The sequence below is a fragment of the Aquirufa regiilacus genome, assembly GCF_032470275.1.
GTDB lineage: Bacteria > Bacteroidota > Bacteroidia > Cytophagales > Spirosomataceae > Aquirufa > Aquirufa regiilacus.
This window is the reverse complement of record NZ_JAVNWW010000001.1, coordinates 755566-774363: the sequence shown is the minus strand read 5'-3', so window position 1 is coordinate 774363 and position 18798 is coordinate 755566. Positions and strand designations below refer to the sequence as shown.

The window sequence follows — 18798 nt, the reverse complement described above, 5'->3', positions numbered from 1 at the left end:
CTTTTGTACGAAAATACGATTTAATTCGTTTGGAAACACATGGATGAATCGAAAAACAAACTGAGCAAATGAAACATTCTGAAATTAATTTCAAAATACAATTAGACGACAATAACATTCCTGAACAGATCTCTTGGTCAGCAACTGATAACCCCAACGAGGGTATTGAGGAAACGAAAGCCATATTAGTAGCGACATGGGATCCTTATCACAAAGGAACCTTGACCTTACCCTTGTGGACGAAAGACATGGAAGTGCTTGATATGAAGCGATTCTTCATTGAAATCATGGGGACGGTAGGAGATGCAGCCTTGCAGGCAACAGGAGATTCCGAATTTGCCTTAGAAGTAGAACAAGTTTGCAAGAAACTCTCACAAAATTTAAAGAAAGAAATTACCGCGGCTTCTCAAGGCCAATAATCCAAGCACATGCGTTCAATCAAATTCATTGTAATCTTATCCTTTCTTGCTTCAAGCGGATTCGCACAAAAAAGAATTAACTTCCTGAAAAACAGTAATTTAAATTCAGCAATTACAAGTGCCAAGCAACAAAACAAATTATTGTTTGTAGAAGTTTACGCGCCAGATTGTCATGTTTGTAATTCCTTTAAAGGGACATTCGCACAGCCACAAGTAGGTACATTGTATAATACCCATTTTGTTAATTATCAGTTGGATATACGCAAACCCGAAAGCCAACGAATCCTGCAGCAATTAAAAGTGATTATTAATGCTACGCCAACTTTCCTTTTTTTCGAACCTAAGACGATGAAATTGGTGCAAGCTAAGGCATTTGGTGAACGGGAGAACACCATATTGAATGTCAATAGCATTGCTCAAAAAGCAGCTAATCCAGCGGAACAATCGAGCAATTTTGCTACAAAATATAAATCAGGCGATCGTGGATTCGCATTCTTACTTAACTACGCACAATTCGCTCGATTAACGGCTGATACAGCTACAAATATCAAAATGGTGAATGAATTGGTGAAGGTTATGCCCACCAATCAATACACAAGCCAAAGTGCCTTGAACATCATTCAAATGGTCATGATGAACAATAACAATGCCTTATTCGAATATTTTGTAAGTCATTTAGCCCAATATAATCGTATTGCAGATCCAGGCCTAGTTAAAATGATCTATGAGAATGTATTTCAAATTGTGATGACCAGCTCACAGGTCAATAAATTAACAAGTGCAGATCTGAAACGTTTGAAGGATCAAATGGCGAAATGCGAAATTGATAAAGGTTCCATCATTCGAAGAACTTGGATGGCAGAAAGCACGCTCTTATTCAAGCAGAAAAAGGCAATGGCTGCGATTAAGGTTATCGAAGGCCTAATTGATGTACTACCAAGCGCTCCAGGCCCTAAAGAATATCAATACCTGTGTGATTTCGTCAAATCAAAGTCAAAAGACAAGGCTGCATTGAAATTCGCACAGACGAATTGGTGTAAATTCGGATTGAAGTAATTAGCGAAGAAAAGCGCGGTAAAGCATCACCAATACACAAAACAAAAACATCACAATTGAGATTTTGTTAATCGTGTGCATTGTACGAATGTTGAAATTCGTTGCAGCGCCTGGTTTTGGTTTTTGGAATACACGAATAAAATACGTGAAAACTTCACCTACTCGAAATTGCTCTTTTAATCTGCTCATAATTTTATTCGTTTATTGACGGTTCACGCCAGTCACCATTTTCTTTAATCAAAGTAATCAACTCATCCACAGCAGAATCAGCTGGAACCGACTTTTTTACCACCTCTTGGCCTTTATAAAGGGCAATCTTATCTTTTCCTATTCCCACGTAACCATAATCAGCATCTGCCATTTCCCCGGGACCATTCACGATGCAGCCCATTATACCGATTTTAATCCCTTTTAAATGATCCGTTACTTGGCGAATCTTCGCAGTCGTTTCTTGCAAATCGAATAAAGTACGCCCACAAGAAGGGCAGGAAATATATTCTGTTTTAGAAATACGTACCCGACTCGCTTGTAAGATTCCAAAAGCAGTTGCATTCAACAAAGCATTTTTATCTTGCATGTAAGGCATAGACAACATAATTCCATCCCCAAAGCCATCAATCAATAATCCTCCCGCGTCTGTAGGTGCAAATAGCTGCAATTGATTGTCATCGACATTGGGGTAAGCCATTTTAAGGACAACGGGTATTTGAATATTTTGTTGATTTAACGCAAAGAAACCCCGACGTAATGCTGCCATTTGGTGCACATTGCTTGATTGGATCACTAAAATGACATTTGAAAGATTTGATAAAGAAATAGATGTTAAATCTTCTGCTTCTACCAATACAAAATTTAATTCAGCATGTTTATTCCCTGCATCACACCATTCCTCCCACGTAAAAAATGGAAACACATGGGCGTTACCATCCCAAAAAGCAGCATTTACAATTTGCTTCAAGCCATTGGGTAACATGAAATCGATGGCATGTTTTCCCGTAAAAATATAATCTGCACCTAAATCGTTCATGGCCCATTTATCAGGCTCAGGAAGATAAAAATGACCAATAGCCTTTAAATCATCCATTTGAATCCGTGGCATTTGAGAAAAATCAGCAATGACACGCGGAACTTGATGACCTCCAAAATTAGCTACCTCATGCGTTTGCCGACGCTCATGCGCGAACGGGTTAATGGGGGAGACAAATGGCTTCTCAATCGTAACAGGTTCTATAGGCGTACTTTGTGCACTCCTAAATTCATAACGATGCACGAGTTCTTGCGCAACAGGTATTTCAAACTCAGGATCTTCTGTCAAGGAAACACGAATGGTGTCACCTAATCCATCTTCCAATAAAGTTCCAATCCCAACAGCCGATTTAATTCGACCATCTTCACCTTCACCCGCTTCCGTTACCCCTAAATGCATCGGATAGGCTTTAAAACCACCATCAGCTAATTTCTTACTCAACAAGCGATAAGCTTCCACCATCACTTGCGTATTGGAAGATTTCATCGAAAGAACGATGTTGGAATATTGCTCATCTTCACAAATGCGTAAAAACTCCAACGCTGATTCAACCATCCCTAAGGGCGTGTCACCATAGCGACTCAAAATACGATCTGATAGTGAGCCATGATTGGTCCCAATTCGCATGGCAGTACCATATTCCTTACAAATCTTGACTAATGGTAAAAATTTGTCACGGATACGATCTAATTCTGCTTGATAGGAAACATCTGTATAATCAATCGTTTCAAACCGCTTCTTATCTGCATAATTACCTGGATTGATACGAACTTTTTCAACAATTCGAGCAGCTAATTCAGCCGCATTGGGTGTAAAATGAATATCTGCAACCAAGGGTGTATGATACCCTCGGGCACGCAAACCATTACGAATATTCTCTAAATTTTGAGCTTCTTTGACGGATGGTGCCGTAATACGAACCAACTCGCAACCAGCATCAATCATGCGAATGCATTGTTCAATCGACCCCTGTGTATCCATCGTATCCACCGTCGTCATGGATTGAATCCGAATCGGGAAATCAGAGCCCATATACAAATCACCGATTTGCACAGGAATCGTTTCGCGCCGTTGATAAGACCAAAGTGATGGGGCATACTGATTGCCATCAGCAATCAAATGAGTATTAGGAGAATCAATGAGTCGAGTCATAAAACAAAAATACAAAGAAAAGCCCCATCTACCAATGGAAAGATGGGGCTGACTTAAAACTTATCTTTCTATTACCATGAACTCTTTTTATGCCCAATTGTTGCATAAAAAAGGATAAATAAATAACATGGAATCATGATTACATAAGCTAATTGCGTATCTCCTAATTGATCAGCAATAGAACCATAAACCAAAGGAATCAAAGCGCCTCCTGAAATCATCATAATAATCAAGGCTGATCCAATTTTGGTGAATTTACCTAAACCTTGTAAGGCTAAAGGCCATAATGCCGGCCACATTAATGCATTGGCAAGCCCTAATAATGCGATGCACAGAACAGATAAATAACCATCTAAAGCTACAGCTCCGATCGAAAATAAAATACCCAATAGTGCTGAATAGTTTAATGCTTTTTGTTGGCTTAAGTATTTAGGAATAAATAAGATACCCACAACATAACCAGCCAACATGCCATAGAGCGTGTAACTCGTAAACGATTTGGCGATATCCATACTGAATCCTTTGGAAACGCCGTAGTTAATAATCGTATCACCTGCCATAACCTCGACACCTACATATAAAAAGAATGCGATTAGCCCCAAAACTAAATTCGGATAGGCCCAAACGCTCGATTTAGATGCTAACGCTTCTTCAGCGGTTTCTTCAGCTTCCACTTCAGGCAGACTAGATAAACGCACCCAAGCTGCTAACGCGACCAAAATAACCGTCATGATACCATATGGCATAATCACCGTTTCTAATTTTGTAGTTCCGGCAGCAGATGATAATAGCAATCCACCAAAAATCACTTGACTCAAAATACCGGCAACTTTATTACAAATCCCCATCACTGAAATCCGTTGGGCTGCTGATTCAGAGGGCCCTAATATCGTGACATAGGGATTAGAAGCCGTTTGCAATAAGGCCAAACCGGTTCCAATCACGAATAAACCCAATAAGAATAAGGGATAATTCGCAGCTTTTGCAGCAGGAATAAATAACAAGGTACCCACCGCCATGGCTAAAAGACCAAATGACATTCCATTTTTAAATCCTGTTTTGGCTAAGACCCATGAAGATGGGATGGCCATAACAAAGTAGGATATAAAAAATGCCGAGGTAACCAATAAAGATTGAAAGTTATTCAATTGGAATGCATCCTTAAAAAAAGCAATGAGAACCGAATTAACCCAGGTAACAAATCCGAATACAAAAAAGAGTATTCCGATCATGATTAAAGGGCCGTTTGATTGTTTTGTGTTAGTCATAAGTTTAGTATTGATCGTTTAAAGCAAAAATAGGTTTATTGGTTTTCCATTTTCCACGCGTGAAATCTGGGATTTGAATTGGAGCGGAGCCTTTTGCAATCGATTCTTCCGAAAGCGGTGAAATGGCTGACCACGCTGCGGCATCATATACATCGATTGGGGGAGCAACTTTAGCCTTTACCGACTCAATGAATGCACGTAATACAAAATAATCAATTCCTCCATGTCCCGCATTTTCTGCATCTGTAGCATGCGCTTTCCACAGGGGATGATCATATTTCTCTTGATAAGGTTTGTAATCTTCCCAACGATGCGCTTTCGGCGAGACACCTTCCAAATAGATTGACTTGTTATCTTCCATCCAAATACCCTTAGTACCTTGAACACGGAATCCCAACGAATAGGGCCGAGGCAAATTAGTATCGTGCGTAATCAAAATGGTTTCGCCATTATGGCACTTAATCATCGTCTGCACAACATCACCACATTTGAAATTAACTTTCGCATTCGGGTGTTCTTTACCACCTTTTTCTTCGATGTATTGATTAAGACCCATCGCCGGAGATGCCATGGACGTCAAATAGGCAAATTGATTACCTCGGTTAATATTCAACATTTCGGCTACGGGTCCTAATCCATGCGTGGGATATAAATCACCATTGCGGTCAATGGAATGTTGCGTACGCCATTTAGCCTCAGAAAACCCTTTAGCTCCAAATTCAACTCCGCCACCATAGGCTTGTTTTCCATCGTTAAATTTGACCTCACGTAAATCATGCTGGTATCCACATTGAACATGCGAAAGCGTACCAAACATGCCTTGTCGGACCATATTGAGGGTTGCCATCACGTCCCGACGAAAACATACATTTTCCAAAATCATGCAATGGGATCCTGTTTTCTCGTACGTGTTAACCAAATCCCAAGATTCTTTCAACGTAACAGTCGCTGAAACTTCTACGCCCGCATATTTCCCTTGCTTCATCACTTCGAGAGCCATGGGCACATGCCATTCCCAAGGTGTAGCGATTACAACACCATCGATATCAGCACGTTTCGCAAGGTTTTCAAAATCATGTTCTCCGTTTTGATAAGCCACTGCAGGTTTACGGCCTTTATCGGCAATCATTTTTTGCGCAATTTGTATCGCATGAGGATCAATATCGCAGATGGCAACTACCTCCACATCTTCTCGATACAAAGCCATTTCCAAATGATTTTGGCCACGAAGACCAACTCCGATGAAACCTAAACGTACTTTTGTTTGTTCTGTATATTGTGCTTTGGATAAATGCGGCAAAAGAGCGGCACCTGAGGTATAAACAAGAGATTTGGTTATAAAATTTCTCCGTTTCATTTATCGTTATCTAGGTTAAATAGCTGTTAAAAATGAAATTTAATGAAATTACTCTTGTAAATTTATAAGAATTATAAAAAAATGAGCGACTCACCCAAAGTAAGCATCTTTCGTAAAGAGCATTTTAACGCAGCCCACCGTTTGCACAACGCAGCGTGGAGCGATGAAAAAAACAAAGAAATTTTCGGATTATGTAACAATCCGAATTACCATGGACATAATTATGAATTAATTATTCAAGTTACGGGAACAATTAATCCCGAAACTGGTTATGTCATCGATACAAAGGTTTTATCCGATTTAGTACAACGTGAAGTTTGTAAGAAATTTGATCATCGAAATTTAAATTTAGATGTACCCGAGTTCGCTCAATTAAATCCTACCGCCGAAAATATAGCTTTAGTGATTTATAATAAGTTGAGACCACATATAAACACTGAATTAGATATTAAAATTAAATTATATGAAACAGAAAGAAATTTCGTTGAATTCCCTGCTAATTGATACTGACCGTTTCTTGTTAACCGACGAAGAAATTGGAGACAATCACGTAGCCACCTCAATCGAGACACCGATGAGGGAGGATGCTTTTGTTCTTTCTGATGCAGAAAAAATTACCAAAATTGAATCTCATTTTCGGGAGATCATGTTAACGCTAGGTTTAGACCTAACAGATGATTCATTGCGCGGCACACCCAAGCGTGTTGCTAAGATGTATATTGAGGAAATCTTCAGTGGCTTAAATCCTGCCAACGAGCCTAAAGTAGCTTTGTTTGAAAACAAATACGAATACAATGAAATGCTTATTGAGAAAAACATTAGTTTTTACTCGAATTGTGAGCACCATTTTGTTCCCATCGTAGGTAGAACACACATTGCCTACATTTCTTCAGGTCAGGTCATCGGCTTATCGAAACTGAACCGTATTGTACAATATTTTGCGAAGCGTCCACAAGTGCAAGAGCGTTTAACCATGCAAATTGCCAAGCACCTTCAGAAAGTTTTGAAAACGGAACATGTTGCCGTATTCATCGATGCAAAACACCTTTGTGTATCATCACGTGGCGTGAAAGACGATGCAACATCAACGATTACATCATTTTATGGCGGAAAATTCCAAGAAAATTCAACTAAGCGTGAATTTTTAGATTCATTACATAACTAAGCTATTTTGGGAACTTACATAATTATAGGCGCAAGCCATGGTATTGGTGCTGCAACAGCAGATAATTTATTGGCCGCAGGTCATCATGTGATTAATATCGCACGTACAGTTAATGCAGCCTGTGAAAATCATGTTTGGGATGCCAATTCCGAAGAGGCTTTACCTAGCATTGAAGGTCCCATTTCTGGCATAGTTTACAGTCCAGGAAGTATCGTTTTAAAACCTTTCCACCGGTTAAGTCAAGAGGATTTTAAGGCCGACTTCCAACTCAATGTTATGGGAGCGATCAAAACGATTCAAGCGTATTTACCGAACCTAAAGCAAAATGGGGGAGGATCTATCGTGTTGTATAGCACCGTTGCTGTTCAAACCGGCATGGGTTTTCATGCATCCATTGCTAGTTCAAAAGGTGCTATTGAAGGGTTAACACGTTCATTGGCTGCAGAATTAGCCAGTCAACAAATTCGTGTGAATGCTATTGCTCCATCACTGACTAATACGCCATTGGCATCAGGATTGTTAAATAGTCCTGAAAAAATAGAAGCAGGTGGAAAACGCCATCCCTTAGGACGCATAGGCGAATCAAGTGATGTTGCGAACTTAACAGCTTTTTTATTAGCTCCTGAAAACACGTGGATTACCGGACAGATAATCGGGGTAGATGGTGGAATGGGTAGCCTTAAACCAGCTTAATTTCATTGAAGTGTTTTTGATTCATGGCCATGTTTTTGGCCGTCCATTCAATTTTATTTGAGAATTGGTGAGCACGTATGGGACAATCTGTGATCTCACAATGCGAGCAACAGGCGTCTAAGCATGGATCTACATGTACAAATATTTCAATTTCAGTAGGTAACACCTTACCCATGGTTACTTCAAAGTCATCGATTTCATCGTGAACACGACCCAAATCCCAGTAACGTGGTAAAGTCAAGTGACAATCAATGTGTAAATCTCCACCATACTGCTGAATTCGAAGATTATGTAAATCGATCCAAGTTGGTTTTTGATGTTGCGTTATCCAGTCGATTACTTTATTAAAAACAGCAGGATTCGTTTCATCCATCAAGGCTGCCACAGATTCACGTACAAGTCGAATCCCTTGCCAGCACATCAATAAGGCAAAAACAATCGAGGCTACTGCGTCAACCCAAATCCATTTCGTAAAAAAAGTTAAGCCTAACGCAAACACGATTAATAGTCCATTATATGCGTCTAAGGTCAAATGTTTACCGTCAGCAACAAGGGCAGGCGAATGTGTCATTTTTCCTAATCGAACTAAATAAAAACCCATTAGGCCATTTAAAAATGCCGAGCCCAAGGAAATATACATACCTAAATCCAAGCGCTCTAAAGTTGGGGTAGCAAAAAGATGCTGAGTCGCATGTAAGAAAATATAAGCGGCAGCTAATAAAATAAGTACACCTTCTAAACCAGAAGCGAAAAATTCAATTTTACCATGCCCATACGGGTGATTCAAATCACGTGGCAATGATGCCAAATAAACGGAATAATAAGCAAAGGCCGCAGCGACAACATTAATAATGGATTCAAGTGCATCAGTTAATATGGCCGTAGATCCACTTAGATAGTAGGCATAAAACTTCGCTGCCATGATCAACAAACTCAATACAAACGAAAAAATAATAAGCCTCTGTTTCATGCGCGTAAAATCTTAACAAAGATAGTATTTTTGTTGGATGGAACAGGAAGCAAACCCTTGGAAAACAACTCAAATCACAAAGGCCTACGAAAACGCTTGGATTCGATTAGAGCATCATGATGTCATCAAACCGAATGGCGAACCAGGCATATATGGAAAAGTGCATTTTAAAAATCAAGCCATAGCCATTCTACCCATTGACAACGAAGGTAATACCTACCTCGTTGGCCAATATCGCTATACCATCGATACTTATTCTTGGGAATTACCCGAAGGAGGCTGTCAAGATGAATCTACTTTGGATGCAGCAAAGCGGGAATTAAAAGAAGAAACGGGCATTCTTGCTTCTCAATGGACGAAATTGGGGGAAAATTATCTTTCCAACTCCGTTACGGATGAGAAAGCCATCATGTACCTAGCAGAAGGATTGGAGTTTACAGAATCAGCGCCAGAAGACACGGAGAAATTACAAATAAAAAAAATCCCCGTTCAAGAAGCCATACAAATGGCGCTCAACGGGGAAATTAAAGATATATTATCGATTACGACTTTATTAACCTATGCGCTAAAGGTCCCAAGATTGCATCTCCTTTAGTTCGTCATAATCCGTTAAATCATATTTGACAGGCACAATACTTACGTAATTTTCTTCCAAAGCATCCAAGTCGGTATTATTCCCTTTATCAAAATGCTCAATATCGCCATCCATCCAATAATAAGATTGGCCATACGGATCTTTACGCTCGGCAAAACGCTCACGATATACCGCATCAGCTTGTTTAACCACTTTAATTCCTTTGGGAGCGGTCTCAGATTTAGCAGGAAAATTCACGTTCAGTGTTAAGCCTTTCGGTAGTCCATGCGCCAATACTTGTTGACTAATTTTAATGATAAAATCATGGCAATGACTAAAATCAGCGTCCGACTTAAAGTCACACAAAGAAAATCCAATGGCTGGAATACCTTCCATCGCTGCTTCGATGGCTGCGGACATGGTTCCAGAATACAAAACCGAAATAGAAGCGTTAGAACCGTGATTGATCCCAGAAACGACTAAATCGATGTTTCGGTCTTTCAATATCAAATGTTTCCCTATTTTCACGCAATCAGCTGGCGTACCCGAACACTTATATGACTTGACCTTTGGACCAAAATCATGTGTTTCTGTAACGCGTAATGGCACACCCATGGTGATGGCGTGACCCATGCCCGACTGATGTGTATCTGGTGCGATTACGACTACATCACCCATCTCCGACATGATTTCAGTTAAAACCCGAATTCCTTTGGAAGAAATAGAATCATCGTTGGCAATTAAAATAAGTGGCTTCATAGATTGTATATTTGTAAGCAATTTACAAATTTGAACGCATAAATTTAGCCTATGCAATTCCTAAAAGCCGACATTTCTGACATTCCTGTGATCCAACAAATCGCTGAAAAAGCTTGGCGACCAACCTATAGTCATATTTTGACTGAAGAACAGACCTTGTATATGCTGGATATGATGTACTCGGCAGACACCTTACAGAAACAAATTAAATCCTCCATAGAATTTTATTTGGCTATTCGAGATCAGCAGACCCTTGGCTATTTTTCATTCGAAATAACCGAACCTAAACGGATGAAATTGCATAAAATATATTTAGATCCGGAACAGAAATCAAAGGGAACCGGGCGCCTAATCATAGAATTCGTAAAACAACATGCCTTGAAAGCAGGGGTGGAGCAAATTGAATTGAATGTCAATAAATACAATTCCGCGGTTCAATTTTATGAAAAACTAGGTTTCTTTCGAGCCAAGGAAATGGTCTTAGATATAGGAAATGGCTACGTGATGGACGATTATGTTATGCAATTGAATCTAATGCCAGCTCAATAAGCTTCTGCATTTGACCTTCGGGATTTGTGGAAAACTCATGCGTGATTCGGTTAGCTAATATCGCGTTTAAGGAAATCATTTCATGTCCTAGCGAAGTAGCAAAAGCATAATATGCAGCTGTTTCCATTTCAATATTGGTTATCAAGTTCCCCTCAAAAGCATACGCGGAAACATCCATTAAAAAATTGGGCAATAACGATTTCATCCGAACGGTTCTACCTTGTGGAGCATAAAATCCAGGAGCTGTGAGCGTATAACCACGTAAAGGAATGGACTCGAATTGATTGATAAGTTTAGCACTTGCTTTTGCTCCATAGACCGGAATGGGATATTGAATCGTTTTAGCCCAAAGATCTAATGCCGCTTCATCCAACATATTGGAACCTAAAAACCCATAAAACTGAGCTAAATTGTCAAATCCAATGGCCGCTTCCGAAATTAAGAATGTATCTACCGGAATAGATTCTTGAATACTTCCAGAAGTACCTAAACGAATCAGATTTAGCGATTTGTGTAAATTTTTCGTCAAACGAGTATCAAAATCAATGTTGACTAATGCGTCCAATTCATTCAATACGATCTCCACATTATCGGCACCAATCCCGCTGGAAATCACACCGATTCGTTTTCCATTTAGTTCCCCAAAATGACTAACAAACTCCCTCTTGTGTATTTTGACATCAATACGATCAAAATATTGAGATACTTTGGGTACTCGCTCCGGATCCCCTACCAAGATAATTTGGTCTGTAACTTGATCAGGGCGAATAGCCAAATGATAGGAACTCCCGTCGGGATTTATAATTAAGTCGGTAGGTGAGAAATAGGTCATCCGCGAAATTATTGATAATTTTCGAATTCATATCCATCGTATGCACGGGAGCAAAGAAGAAATACATCAAAAGATCATTGCGCTATTAGAAAGCCAAATTCAACAAGCAAAACACGATTTAAGTCTTGCCAAAGAATCGCGCGATTCAGATACCAAGAGCAGCGCCGGAGACAAATACGAAACAGGCCGAGAAATGATGCAACGGGAGATGGATAAGTTGAGTGCGAGTGTTGACATTTATCAACAACAATTGATTAAGATAAATAACATTAATCCTGGAAAATCCACCAATTTCATCACGCAGGGTTCATTAATCGTAACTAATTTCGAAACCTATTACATGGCCATTGGAATGGGGCAGATGCAGATCGCTACAGAAACCATTTATGTCATTTCACCGGAATCGCCTCTAGGAGCCTTATTAATGGGAAAAAGGGTAGAAGATACTGTCGAATTACGAGGTCGTCAAATCAACATCAAACAACTTATATGAAAAACGCACATTACTTTTATTTAATCCTATCCCTTGTTGGAGGAGGAATCACAGTTTCCTATGTTTTCATTGGCATGCAGGAAAACAATGGACATTTTGATGTATTGAATTTTATTCAAAGTACTTGGACGTCGAATCCTTACGCCAAAAGTTTAACTTTTGATTTTTGGACGGGTGCTATCGCGGGGACATTTTTTATGTTGGTCGAAGGAATACGCATCAAAATGAAATACCTTTACTTATATTTATTAGCAACTGTCTTAATTGGATTTGCCTTTGCTTTTCCTTTATTTCTATTTGTTAGACATCGTCAATTAGCCTAAATATATGGAAGATTACATCAATACGTTCCCTGAGGCTACTCAGAAAATCTTGCGTGAAGTTCGAGATGCAATTCGTTCGGTAGTGCCGGAAGGTACCGAAGAAACGATGGCTTACGGGATGCCTACATTCAAGTATAAAAAGAACCTAGTGCATTTTGCAGCGTGGAATAATCATTTGGGCTTTTACCCAACGCCAAAACCCTTGGTGGTATTTCAGGAGCGTTTAAATGCCTTTGAAGGTTCAAAGGGAGCCGTTAAGTTTCCTTATCATTTACCTATGCCATTAGAATTAATTAAGGACATCACACGATTCCGTGTGGAAGAGGTTGACAAATAAAAAATGGCTCAATTTTGAGCCATTTTTTTCTTTTCAATTTTCTCATTTCTACCAAAGGATTTGAATCCTAACTCAGGCGAATAACCAACTGAATTTTTGGAATAATAGCCTTTTTCATTGTAAGGACGCTTGCGCGGATGCTCTTTACATTCCTTGGAACAAGCACCTTCCGTTTCCTTTAAGCAACTTGGACAAATCGCTAAATGCTCATTACATTCCGGATTGGCGCAGTTAACCATGTGATCCGAACGTTCTTGACAAACATGACATTTGGAAATAACCTCCGGATTAACTGAATTCACTGGCGTGGCCACTCGGTTATCGAATACATAACATGAGCCATCAAAATCTTCTCCACCTTCTTCTAAGCCATATTTAATAATTCCTCCATGTAACTGGTAGACATTTTCAAAACCTTGATCCAGCAAATAAGCCGATGCTTTTTCGCACTTGATTCCACCCGTACAATAGGTAATTACTTTCTTACCTTTCAAATGTTCAATCTCCTGAACATGGTTAGGTAAATCGCGAAGGTTCTCCATATCGAAGGTATAGGCTCCTTTAAAACGACCTAATTCATGTTCGTAGTTGGAACGCATATCCACCAAAACCACATCGGGATCGTTTTTCAACATCTCTTTGAATTCTTTTGGTTTTAGATGTTTTCCTGTTTTAACACGTGGATTGACAGGAAGGTCGGAGTGTACAATTTCAGCTTTCACACGAACATGAAGCTTGTTGAACGTATGCACATCACTTGATTCGATTTTAAAGTCAAAATCCGTACCCTCAAAAATCGGATCGTTTTCTAACCACTGCATGTAGGCATCGCAATCTGCTTTGAGACCCGAAACAGTACCATTTAAACCTTCTGCGGCTACGATAATACGACCGAGCAAATTGTTCTCAATACAAAAAAGGTGGTGTTTGATACGATACTCCTCAGGATTAGGAATAGGAGTATAGTTATAGTAAAGTAACACACTGTAAGGCTTCATCTTCAACATGATTTACAGATTAAACAAAAAATTAAGTGACGATGGGGAGATTCGAACTCCCATACCTAAAGCGGCACTACCACCTCAAGGTAGCGTGTCTACCAATTTCACCACATCGCCAAAAACGGTTAGCAAAATTACCAAATATTTACTTACTTGCCAACAATTCAATCATATCAAAATTATCAAGTAATGGCTTTAGAACTAAGCGGAAAACTTATTAAGAAAATGTCTGAGGTTACAGGAACAGGCAAAAACGGAACAAACTGGATTAAACAAGAGTTTGTTTTAGAGACACAAGATCAATATCCTAAAAAAGTTTGCATGTCGGTTTGGGGCGATAAAACCCAAGATTTAGCACCTATTCAAGAAGGTGAAATCGTCAAAGTGCAATTTAATGTGGAATCAAGAGAATACAATGAGCGCTGGTATACTGAAATTCGCGCCTATCGTTTAGATCGTTCTGGCGCTTCAGCACCTGCTCCCGCGCAAGACAATGCTGGTTGGGCTCCATCAGCCCCATCCGCAGCTCCTGCAAGTGCAGCACCTGCGAATAACTTTCCTCCATTAGCGGCGGAGAGTGGTGATGATTTGCCATTCTAATAGTGAAGAACTAAGAATTAAGAGTGAAGAGGTAAGGGTTTGGTTGTTGACAGCCAATCTTTTACCTCTTTTTATTTCATTAGTTAATGAACTGAAAACCCTAAAAGTATTTTATGCTCTTAGTTCTTAACTCTTCACTCTTAATTCTTAGTTCTTACCTCTTCACTCTTACTTCTCAATTGAGTTCCCCAAATTTACCATCCTCAAAATCTTGAAAGGCTTGCATGATTTCCTGTCGGGTATTCATCACAAAAGGCCCATGGGACGCTATCGGCTCACGAATAGGTTCTCCGCTTAAGATTAACACTTTAGAATTCTCAGTCGCTTCGATGTGAAAAGTTTCTCCTTCGTTTTCAAATAGGACAAAATGATCTAACGGAACTGCCTCTTCCGATTCGTTTATTCGAATCTCACCTTCCACAACAACTAAACACGTGGTGTAGTTGGCAGGAAAACTGAATTCACATTTTCCTCCTTCGGTCAAATGCGCATTAAACATATGAACAGGAGTGAATGTGCTCGCTTTCCCTTGATTCCCTTGGAAATTACCCGCGATTACTTCCACAAAACCTCCGTCAACTGGTACTTTAGGAATAGTCGCATTTTCAATCGCCTGATACTTAGGCATTGACATTTTATCTTTGGCGGGTAAATTCACCCACAATTGAATCATCTGAAAATCGCCTCCTGTTTTACTAAACGTTTCTTCATGGTATTCCTTGTGCAAAACACCGGATGCCGCAGTCATCCATTGTACATCGCCTTCACCAATGACGCCACCACCTCCAGCACTATCATGATGCGCTACACGACCTTTATAGGCAATTGTTACTGTCTCAAATCCTCTATGCGGATGTACGCCTACACCTTTTAGTGTATTAGAAGGGGGGAAATGAAATTTGGAACCATAATCCATCATGATGAATGGGGTCATGCGCTGCATATCTAAACCATGCCGACTCGGGATAAAATTGTGTACTCGGAAACCATCCCCAACAAAATGTGCGGGACCAGGAGGATATACCGCCTCAATTGCTTTAATAGCCATTTGATTTTAGTTTAATTGAAGTTCCATGGCTTGATGAACGATATCTGCTTCGATAAAAGTTCTACCATATGGCTCAAAACCTAAGGAACGATACAAAGGCATCACTTCCACCTGAGCATGCAAATAGAAATATGTCTGCTCAGGAAAGTGTTGCTGAGCTTCTTGCATTAAATGACGAATCATTTGACTCGCATAACCTTTACCACGAGATTCCTTCAACGTAGCAATACGTTCAATTTTAATCCCTTTATCCGTTTTTCGAATACGACCCGTGGAAACAGGATGATCATTTTCCAGCAAAAGAAAATGAATTGCCTGCGCATCCAATTCATCAAACTCTTCTGAAGGCAAGCATTTTTGTTCATGAACAAATACTTCTGTTCGTATTTCGAATACAGCGGCTATAAGTGCATCCGAATCAGCCTGAATGATCTTATTTGTCTTGCTTTCCATAAGCTTCAATAATTTTACGAACCAAACGGTGACGAACGACATCTGAACCATCCAACTCCACAAATGCGATTCCGTTAATGCCTCCTAAAATACGTTCCGCTTCACCTAAACCCGAGGTTTGATTCTTGGGTAAATCTACTTGGGATTTATCCCCAGTAATAATCGTTTTGGATTGGATACCCATACGCGTCAAAAACATCTTCATCTGCATGGAAGTCGTATTTTGGGCTTCATCAAGTAATATAAAGGCTTTATTCAGGGTCCGACCACGCATATATGCCAATGGCGCAATTTCAATCGTCCGATTTTCCAAGTAAAACTTCAATTTCTCCGCAGGAATCATATCATCCAACGCATCGTATATTGGACGTAAGTAAGGGTCAATTTTTTCCTTTAAATCTCCCGGTAAAAAACCTAAATTTTCTCCAGCCTCAACTGCCGGTCTTGTGATGATGATTTTCTTTACTTCTTTATTTTTTAATGCCTTAACAGCTAATGCAACAGCCGTATAAGTTTTACCTGTTCCAGCGGGTCCAATGGCAAAGACAATGTCGTTGGTTGAAGCGGCATCAACAAGCTTGCGTTGATTAGGCGTTTTGGCTTTAATCACAATGCCTTTATTCCCAAAAAGTAAAACATCCTTATCTTCCACCCAAGGCGTCTCCATTTCCTCGCCTGTCGGGTTCAACATCGCCTCAATGTAAGCTTTCATGTGAACAGCCGTAAAGGTATTGTGCTTGTTCAAATGCTGAATGCATTGATTGACAATAGCTTCCACTAAAGCCATCTGATCATCGGAACCACGAATGATTAATTGATCCCCACGAGCAATGATTTTGGTCTGTGGAAATGCTTCGGTTAAGAGCTGAAAATTGGAATTTGAAACCCCTAAAAATTCGATCAGGGAGATGTCCGACAAGGAAATAATTTTCTCTAACAAGTAGGCAAGTTTTATAAGTTGAATGAAAGTACTAAAATAGAAAAATATTGAAATTTTATCTCACCAACAAGGTGATATTTTTGATAAAAAATTGTAAAATTGTACTTATGGATTCGAATAACACATCGCAAACTTTTAACAAGGGCAAACAAGGTATTAATAGCTCAAATCGGTCAAATATGCCACAGCGGCTGAGTGATTTAGGTTTAGGCAAATTACCTCCTCAGGCTGTTGATTTAGAGGAAGCATTATTAGGTGCTTTAATGCTCGAAAAAGAGCCTTTGGCGAATGTGATTGAATTACTAAAACCGGATAGTTTTTATAAAGAGGCGCATACCAAAATTTTTGGTGCGATTCAGGCACTATTCCAGCAATCTCAACCGGTTGATTTATTAACGGTCAATAACCAGTTAAAATCTACAGGAGATTTAGAAAAAGCAGGAGGAACTGCTTATTTAGCTCAATTAACTTCTCGGGTTAGTTCAACGTCGAACGTGGAATTTCACGCGCGTATTATTATTGAGCAATACATCAAGCGCCAGCTAATTCATGTGTCATCTGAAATCCAACGTTTATCGTATGAGGATACTACCGATGTGTTCCAAATTTTGGATCGCATGGAGCAAGAATTATTTACGATCGCAGAATCCAATATTCGTAAGAATTATGAGAGTATGTCTGACATCCTCTTAAAAGCCGTTGCGGAATTAGAGGAGAAGCAACAACAAAAAAGTGGCATGACGGGTATCCCGTCTGGCTTTACGGATTTGGATCGCTTAACATCAGGCTGGCAAAAACAAGAATTAATCATTATTGCTGCCCGCCCAGGTATGGGTAAAACGGCCTTCGTCGTTTCGGCTTGTCGGAACGCTGCTGTTGAATGGGGCCATGCAGTCGCATTATTCTCACTTGAGATGAGTGCCGTGCAATTGGTCAATCGTATTATTTCTGCCGAAGCTGAAATTGAGGCTGAAAAGATCCGTAAAGGAAAATTGGAGCCCCATGAATGGCAACAATTACACACCAAAATCAAACGTTTGTACGAAGCACCCATCTTCGTCGATGATACCCCAGCCTTATCCATTCTTGAATTACGAGCGAAATGTCGTCGTTTAAAGGCTCAAAAAGACATTAAATTAATTGTCATTGACTACTTACAGTTAATGACGGGAGATAACGGCGGCAAAGGTGCTTCTGGAAACCGTGAGCAAGAAATTGCGCAAATTTCCCGTGCATTAAAGCAATTAGCCAAAGAACTTGATGTTCCAGTCATTGCGCTTTCGCAGTTGAACCGTTCCACAGAAACTCGTGGTGGAAATAAGAAACCTCAATTATCTGACCTTCGTGAATCTGGAGCCATTGAGCAAGATGCCGATCAGGTTATGTTCATTTACCGTCCGGAATACTATCAGATTACAGCTGATGAGAATGGTAATTCATTAGCCGGAATGGGAGAGATCATCATGGCAAAAAACCGTTCAGGTTCATTGGACAGTGTATGGTTGAAGTTCATCGGTAAATTCACGAAATATTGTGACTTAGATTTCCAACCCTTTGGCGGCGCTGAAGGTGGCGAAAGCTTTAATTTAAGTAATCTAGGAGACCAAACATCCAATTTTGAACAGGGTGGAGGAGATGCCGTGTTTAAAGGGAGTAAAATGAATTTACCACCGGAGCAGGATTTTGATCCGTTGAATAGTCCGTTTTAGGTGAAGAGTTAAGAGTTAAGAGTGAAGAGTGAAGAATTGGCTTCAATTATTTATTAATTCTTACACTTAGTTC

Annotated in this window: 23 protein-coding genes and 1 tRNA gene; 12 read left to right on the top strand and 12 right to left on the bottom strand. The window is 39.8% G+C overall.

The window, feature by feature from the left end; translation table 11 throughout:
• Nucleotides 1-68 precede the first annotated feature (68 nt).
• Nucleotides 69-419, top strand: coding sequence for a gliding motility protein GldC (gldC, locus tag PQG45_RS03435; RefSeq protein WP_315576264.1), 351 nt, complete (start codon nt 69-71; stop codon nt 417-419).
• A 9-nt stretch (nt 420-428) separates the two neighbouring features.
• Complete coding sequence (locus PQG45_RS03430) at nt 429-1475, top strand: thioredoxin family protein (protein ID WP_315576266.1); 1047 nt, start codon at nt 429-431, stop codon at nt 1473-1475.
• Here PQG45_RS03430 and PQG45_RS03425 read toward each other — a convergent pair whose 3' ends face one another.
• The 4 genes from PQG45_RS03425 to PQG45_RS03410 all read right to left on the bottom strand — a co-directional run bounded on the left by PQG45_RS03425 (nt 1476) and on the right by PQG45_RS03410 (nt 6279).
• Entirely contained in the window at nt 1476-1664 is a 189-nt protein-coding gene (locus PQG45_RS03425) for a DUF6728 family protein (protein WP_315576268.1), read from the bottom strand. It abuts the gene before it with no gap.
• A gap of 4 nt (nt 1665-1668) precedes the next feature.
• Nucleotides 1669-3654, bottom strand: coding sequence for a (E)-4-hydroxy-3-methylbut-2-enyl-diphosphate synthase (ispG, locus tag PQG45_RS03420; RefSeq protein ID WP_315576270.1), 1986 nt, complete (start codon nt 3652-3654; stop codon nt 1669-1671).
• A gap of 71 nt (nt 3655-3725) precedes the next feature.
• A complete protein-coding gene (locus tag PQG45_RS03415) occupies nt 3726-4922 on the bottom strand; it encodes a sugar MFS transporter (protein ID WP_390825724.1) in 1197 nt (398 codons plus the stop codon).
• A 4-nt stretch (nt 4923-4926) separates the two neighbouring features.
• Nucleotides 4927-6279 (bottom strand): Gfo/Idh/MocA family protein, encoded by a 1353-nt coding sequence (locus PQG45_RS03410; protein ID WP_315576274.1) that lies wholly within the window; start codon nt 6277-6279, stop codon nt 4927-4929.
• 81 nt (nt 6280-6360) lie between these two features.
• Here PQG45_RS03410 and PQG45_RS03405 point away from each other — a divergent pair, with 81 nt between their 5' ends.
• The 3 genes from PQG45_RS03405 to PQG45_RS03395 are packed head-to-tail and all read left to right on the top strand — an operon-like array spanning nt 6361 to nt 8137.
• A complete protein-coding gene (locus tag PQG45_RS03405) occupies nt 6361-6783 on the top strand; it encodes a 6-pyruvoyl trahydropterin synthase family protein (RefSeq protein WP_315576276.1) in 423 nt (140 codons plus the stop codon).
• Complete coding sequence (folE, locus tag PQG45_RS03400; protein WP_315576277.1) at nt 6743-7444, top strand: GTP cyclohydrolase I FolE; 702 nt, start codon at nt 6743-6745, stop codon at nt 7442-7444. Before PQG45_RS03405 ends, folE begins: the two co-directional genes overlap by 41 nt.
• Before the next feature lie 6 nt (nt 7445-7450).
• Nucleotides 7451-8137 (top strand): SDR family NAD(P)-dependent oxidoreductase, encoded by a 687-nt coding sequence (locus PQG45_RS03395; protein ID WP_315576279.1) that lies wholly within the window; start codon nt 7451-7453, stop codon nt 8135-8137.
• Here the strand turns inward: PQG45_RS03395 and PQG45_RS03390 are convergent.
• Nucleotides 8124-9107, bottom strand: coding sequence for a cation diffusion facilitator family transporter (locus PQG45_RS03390; RefSeq protein WP_315576281.1), 984 nt, complete (start codon nt 9105-9107; stop codon nt 8124-8126). The genes PQG45_RS03395 and PQG45_RS03390 overlap by 14 nt on opposite strands.
• 37 nt (nt 9108-9144) lie before the next feature.
• Between PQG45_RS03390 and PQG45_RS03385 the strand changes: the two genes are divergently transcribed.
• A complete protein-coding gene (locus PQG45_RS03385; RefSeq protein WP_315576282.1) occupies nt 9145-9702 on the top strand; it encodes an NUDIX hydrolase in 558 nt (185 codons plus the stop codon).
• Here the strand turns inward: PQG45_RS03385 and surE are convergent.
• The gene (surE, locus tag PQG45_RS03380) at nt 9673-10440 is read right to left on the bottom strand and encodes a 5'/3'-nucleotidase SurE (RefSeq protein ID WP_315576284.1); all 768 of its coding nucleotides are present in this window, start codon (nt 10438-10440) and stop codon (nt 9673-9675) included. The genes PQG45_RS03385 and surE overlap by 30 nt on opposite strands.
• Before the next feature lie 51 nt (nt 10441-10491).
• On the opposite strand from surE, the gene PQG45_RS03375 reads away from it, so the two are divergent.
• Nucleotides 10492-10989, top strand: a complete 498-nt coding sequence (locus tag PQG45_RS03375; protein WP_315576286.1) for a GNAT family N-acetyltransferase — start codon at nt 10492-10494, stop codon at nt 10987-10989.
• Here PQG45_RS03375 and PQG45_RS03370 read toward each other — a convergent pair.
• Nucleotides 10958-11821 (bottom strand): nucleoside phosphorylase, encoded by an 864-nt coding sequence (locus tag PQG45_RS03370; RefSeq protein ID WP_315576288.1) that lies wholly within the window; start codon nt 11819-11821, stop codon nt 10958-10960. The two genes, PQG45_RS03375 and PQG45_RS03370, sit on opposite strands and share 32 nt — an antisense overlap.
• Nucleotides 11822-11861: 40 nt before the next feature.
• Between PQG45_RS03370 and PQG45_RS03365 the strand changes: the two genes are divergently transcribed.
• Genes PQG45_RS03365 through PQG45_RS03355 form a run of 3 tightly spaced genes read left to right on the top strand, consistent with a single transcriptional unit; the run spans nt 11862 to nt 12974 of the window.
• Entirely contained in the window at nt 11862-12314 is a 453-nt protein-coding gene (locus tag PQG45_RS03365) for a hypothetical protein (RefSeq protein WP_315576290.1), read from the top strand.
• Nucleotides 12311-12637, top strand: a complete 327-nt coding sequence (locus PQG45_RS03360) for a DUF2834 domain-containing protein (RefSeq protein WP_315576291.1) — start codon at nt 12311-12313, stop codon at nt 12635-12637. Before PQG45_RS03365 ends, PQG45_RS03360 begins: the two co-directional genes overlap by 4 nt.
• Nucleotides 12638-12641: 4 nt before the next feature.
• Nucleotides 12642-12974, top strand: a complete 333-nt coding sequence (locus PQG45_RS03355; RefSeq protein ID WP_315576293.1) for an iron chaperone — start codon at nt 12642-12644, stop codon at nt 12972-12974.
• Between the two features lie 8 nt (nt 12975-12982).
• Here the strand turns inward: PQG45_RS03355 and trhO are convergent, their stop codons facing one another.
• Both trhO and PQG45_RS03345 read right to left on the bottom strand, forming a co-directional pair.
• Entirely contained in the window at nt 12983-13972 is a 990-nt protein-coding gene (gene trhO, locus PQG45_RS03350) for an oxygen-dependent tRNA uridine(34) hydroxylase TrhO (RefSeq protein ID WP_315576746.1), read from the bottom strand.
• A 36-nt stretch (nt 13973-14008) separates the two neighbouring features.
• Nucleotides 14009-14092: transfer RNA gene (locus PQG45_RS03345), tRNA-Leu, on the bottom strand.
• A gap of 72 nt (nt 14093-14164) precedes the next feature.
• Here PQG45_RS03345 and PQG45_RS03340 point away from each other — a divergent pair.
• Complete coding sequence (locus tag PQG45_RS03340; RefSeq protein ID WP_315576295.1) at nt 14165-14575, top strand: DUF3127 domain-containing protein; 411 nt, start codon at nt 14165-14167, stop codon at nt 14573-14575.
• A gap of 175 nt (nt 14576-14750) precedes the next feature.
• On the opposite strand, the gene PQG45_RS03335 is transcribed toward PQG45_RS03340, so the two are convergent.
• From PQG45_RS03335 to PQG45_RS03325, 3 genes are read right to left on the bottom strand one after another with little or no spacing between them, the layout of a single operon-like run.
• Nucleotides 14751-15623 (bottom strand): pirin family protein, encoded by an 873-nt coding sequence (locus tag PQG45_RS03335; RefSeq protein ID WP_316070287.1) that lies wholly within the window; start codon nt 15621-15623, stop codon nt 14751-14753.
• Between the two features lie 6 nt (nt 15624-15629).
• Nucleotides 15630-16076 carry a GNAT family N-acetyltransferase gene (locus PQG45_RS03330; protein ID WP_316070286.1) on the bottom strand — a complete coding sequence of 149 codons (447 nt, stop codon included), beginning with the start codon at nt 16074-16076 and terminating at the stop codon, nt 15630-15632.
• Complete coding sequence (locus PQG45_RS03325; RefSeq protein ID WP_315576301.1) at nt 16057-17016, bottom strand: PhoH family protein; 960 nt, start codon at nt 17014-17016, stop codon at nt 16057-16059. Before PQG45_RS03325 ends, PQG45_RS03330 begins: the two co-directional genes overlap by 20 nt.
• A 179-nt stretch (nt 17017-17195) precedes the next feature.
• Here PQG45_RS03325 and dnaB point away from each other — a divergent pair, with 179 nt between their 5' ends.
• Nucleotides 17196-18725, top strand: a complete 1530-nt coding sequence (dnaB, locus tag PQG45_RS03320; protein WP_315576748.1) for a replicative DNA helicase — start codon at nt 17196-17198, stop codon at nt 18723-18725.
• The last annotated feature ends 73 nt before the right edge of the window (nt 18726-18798 follow it).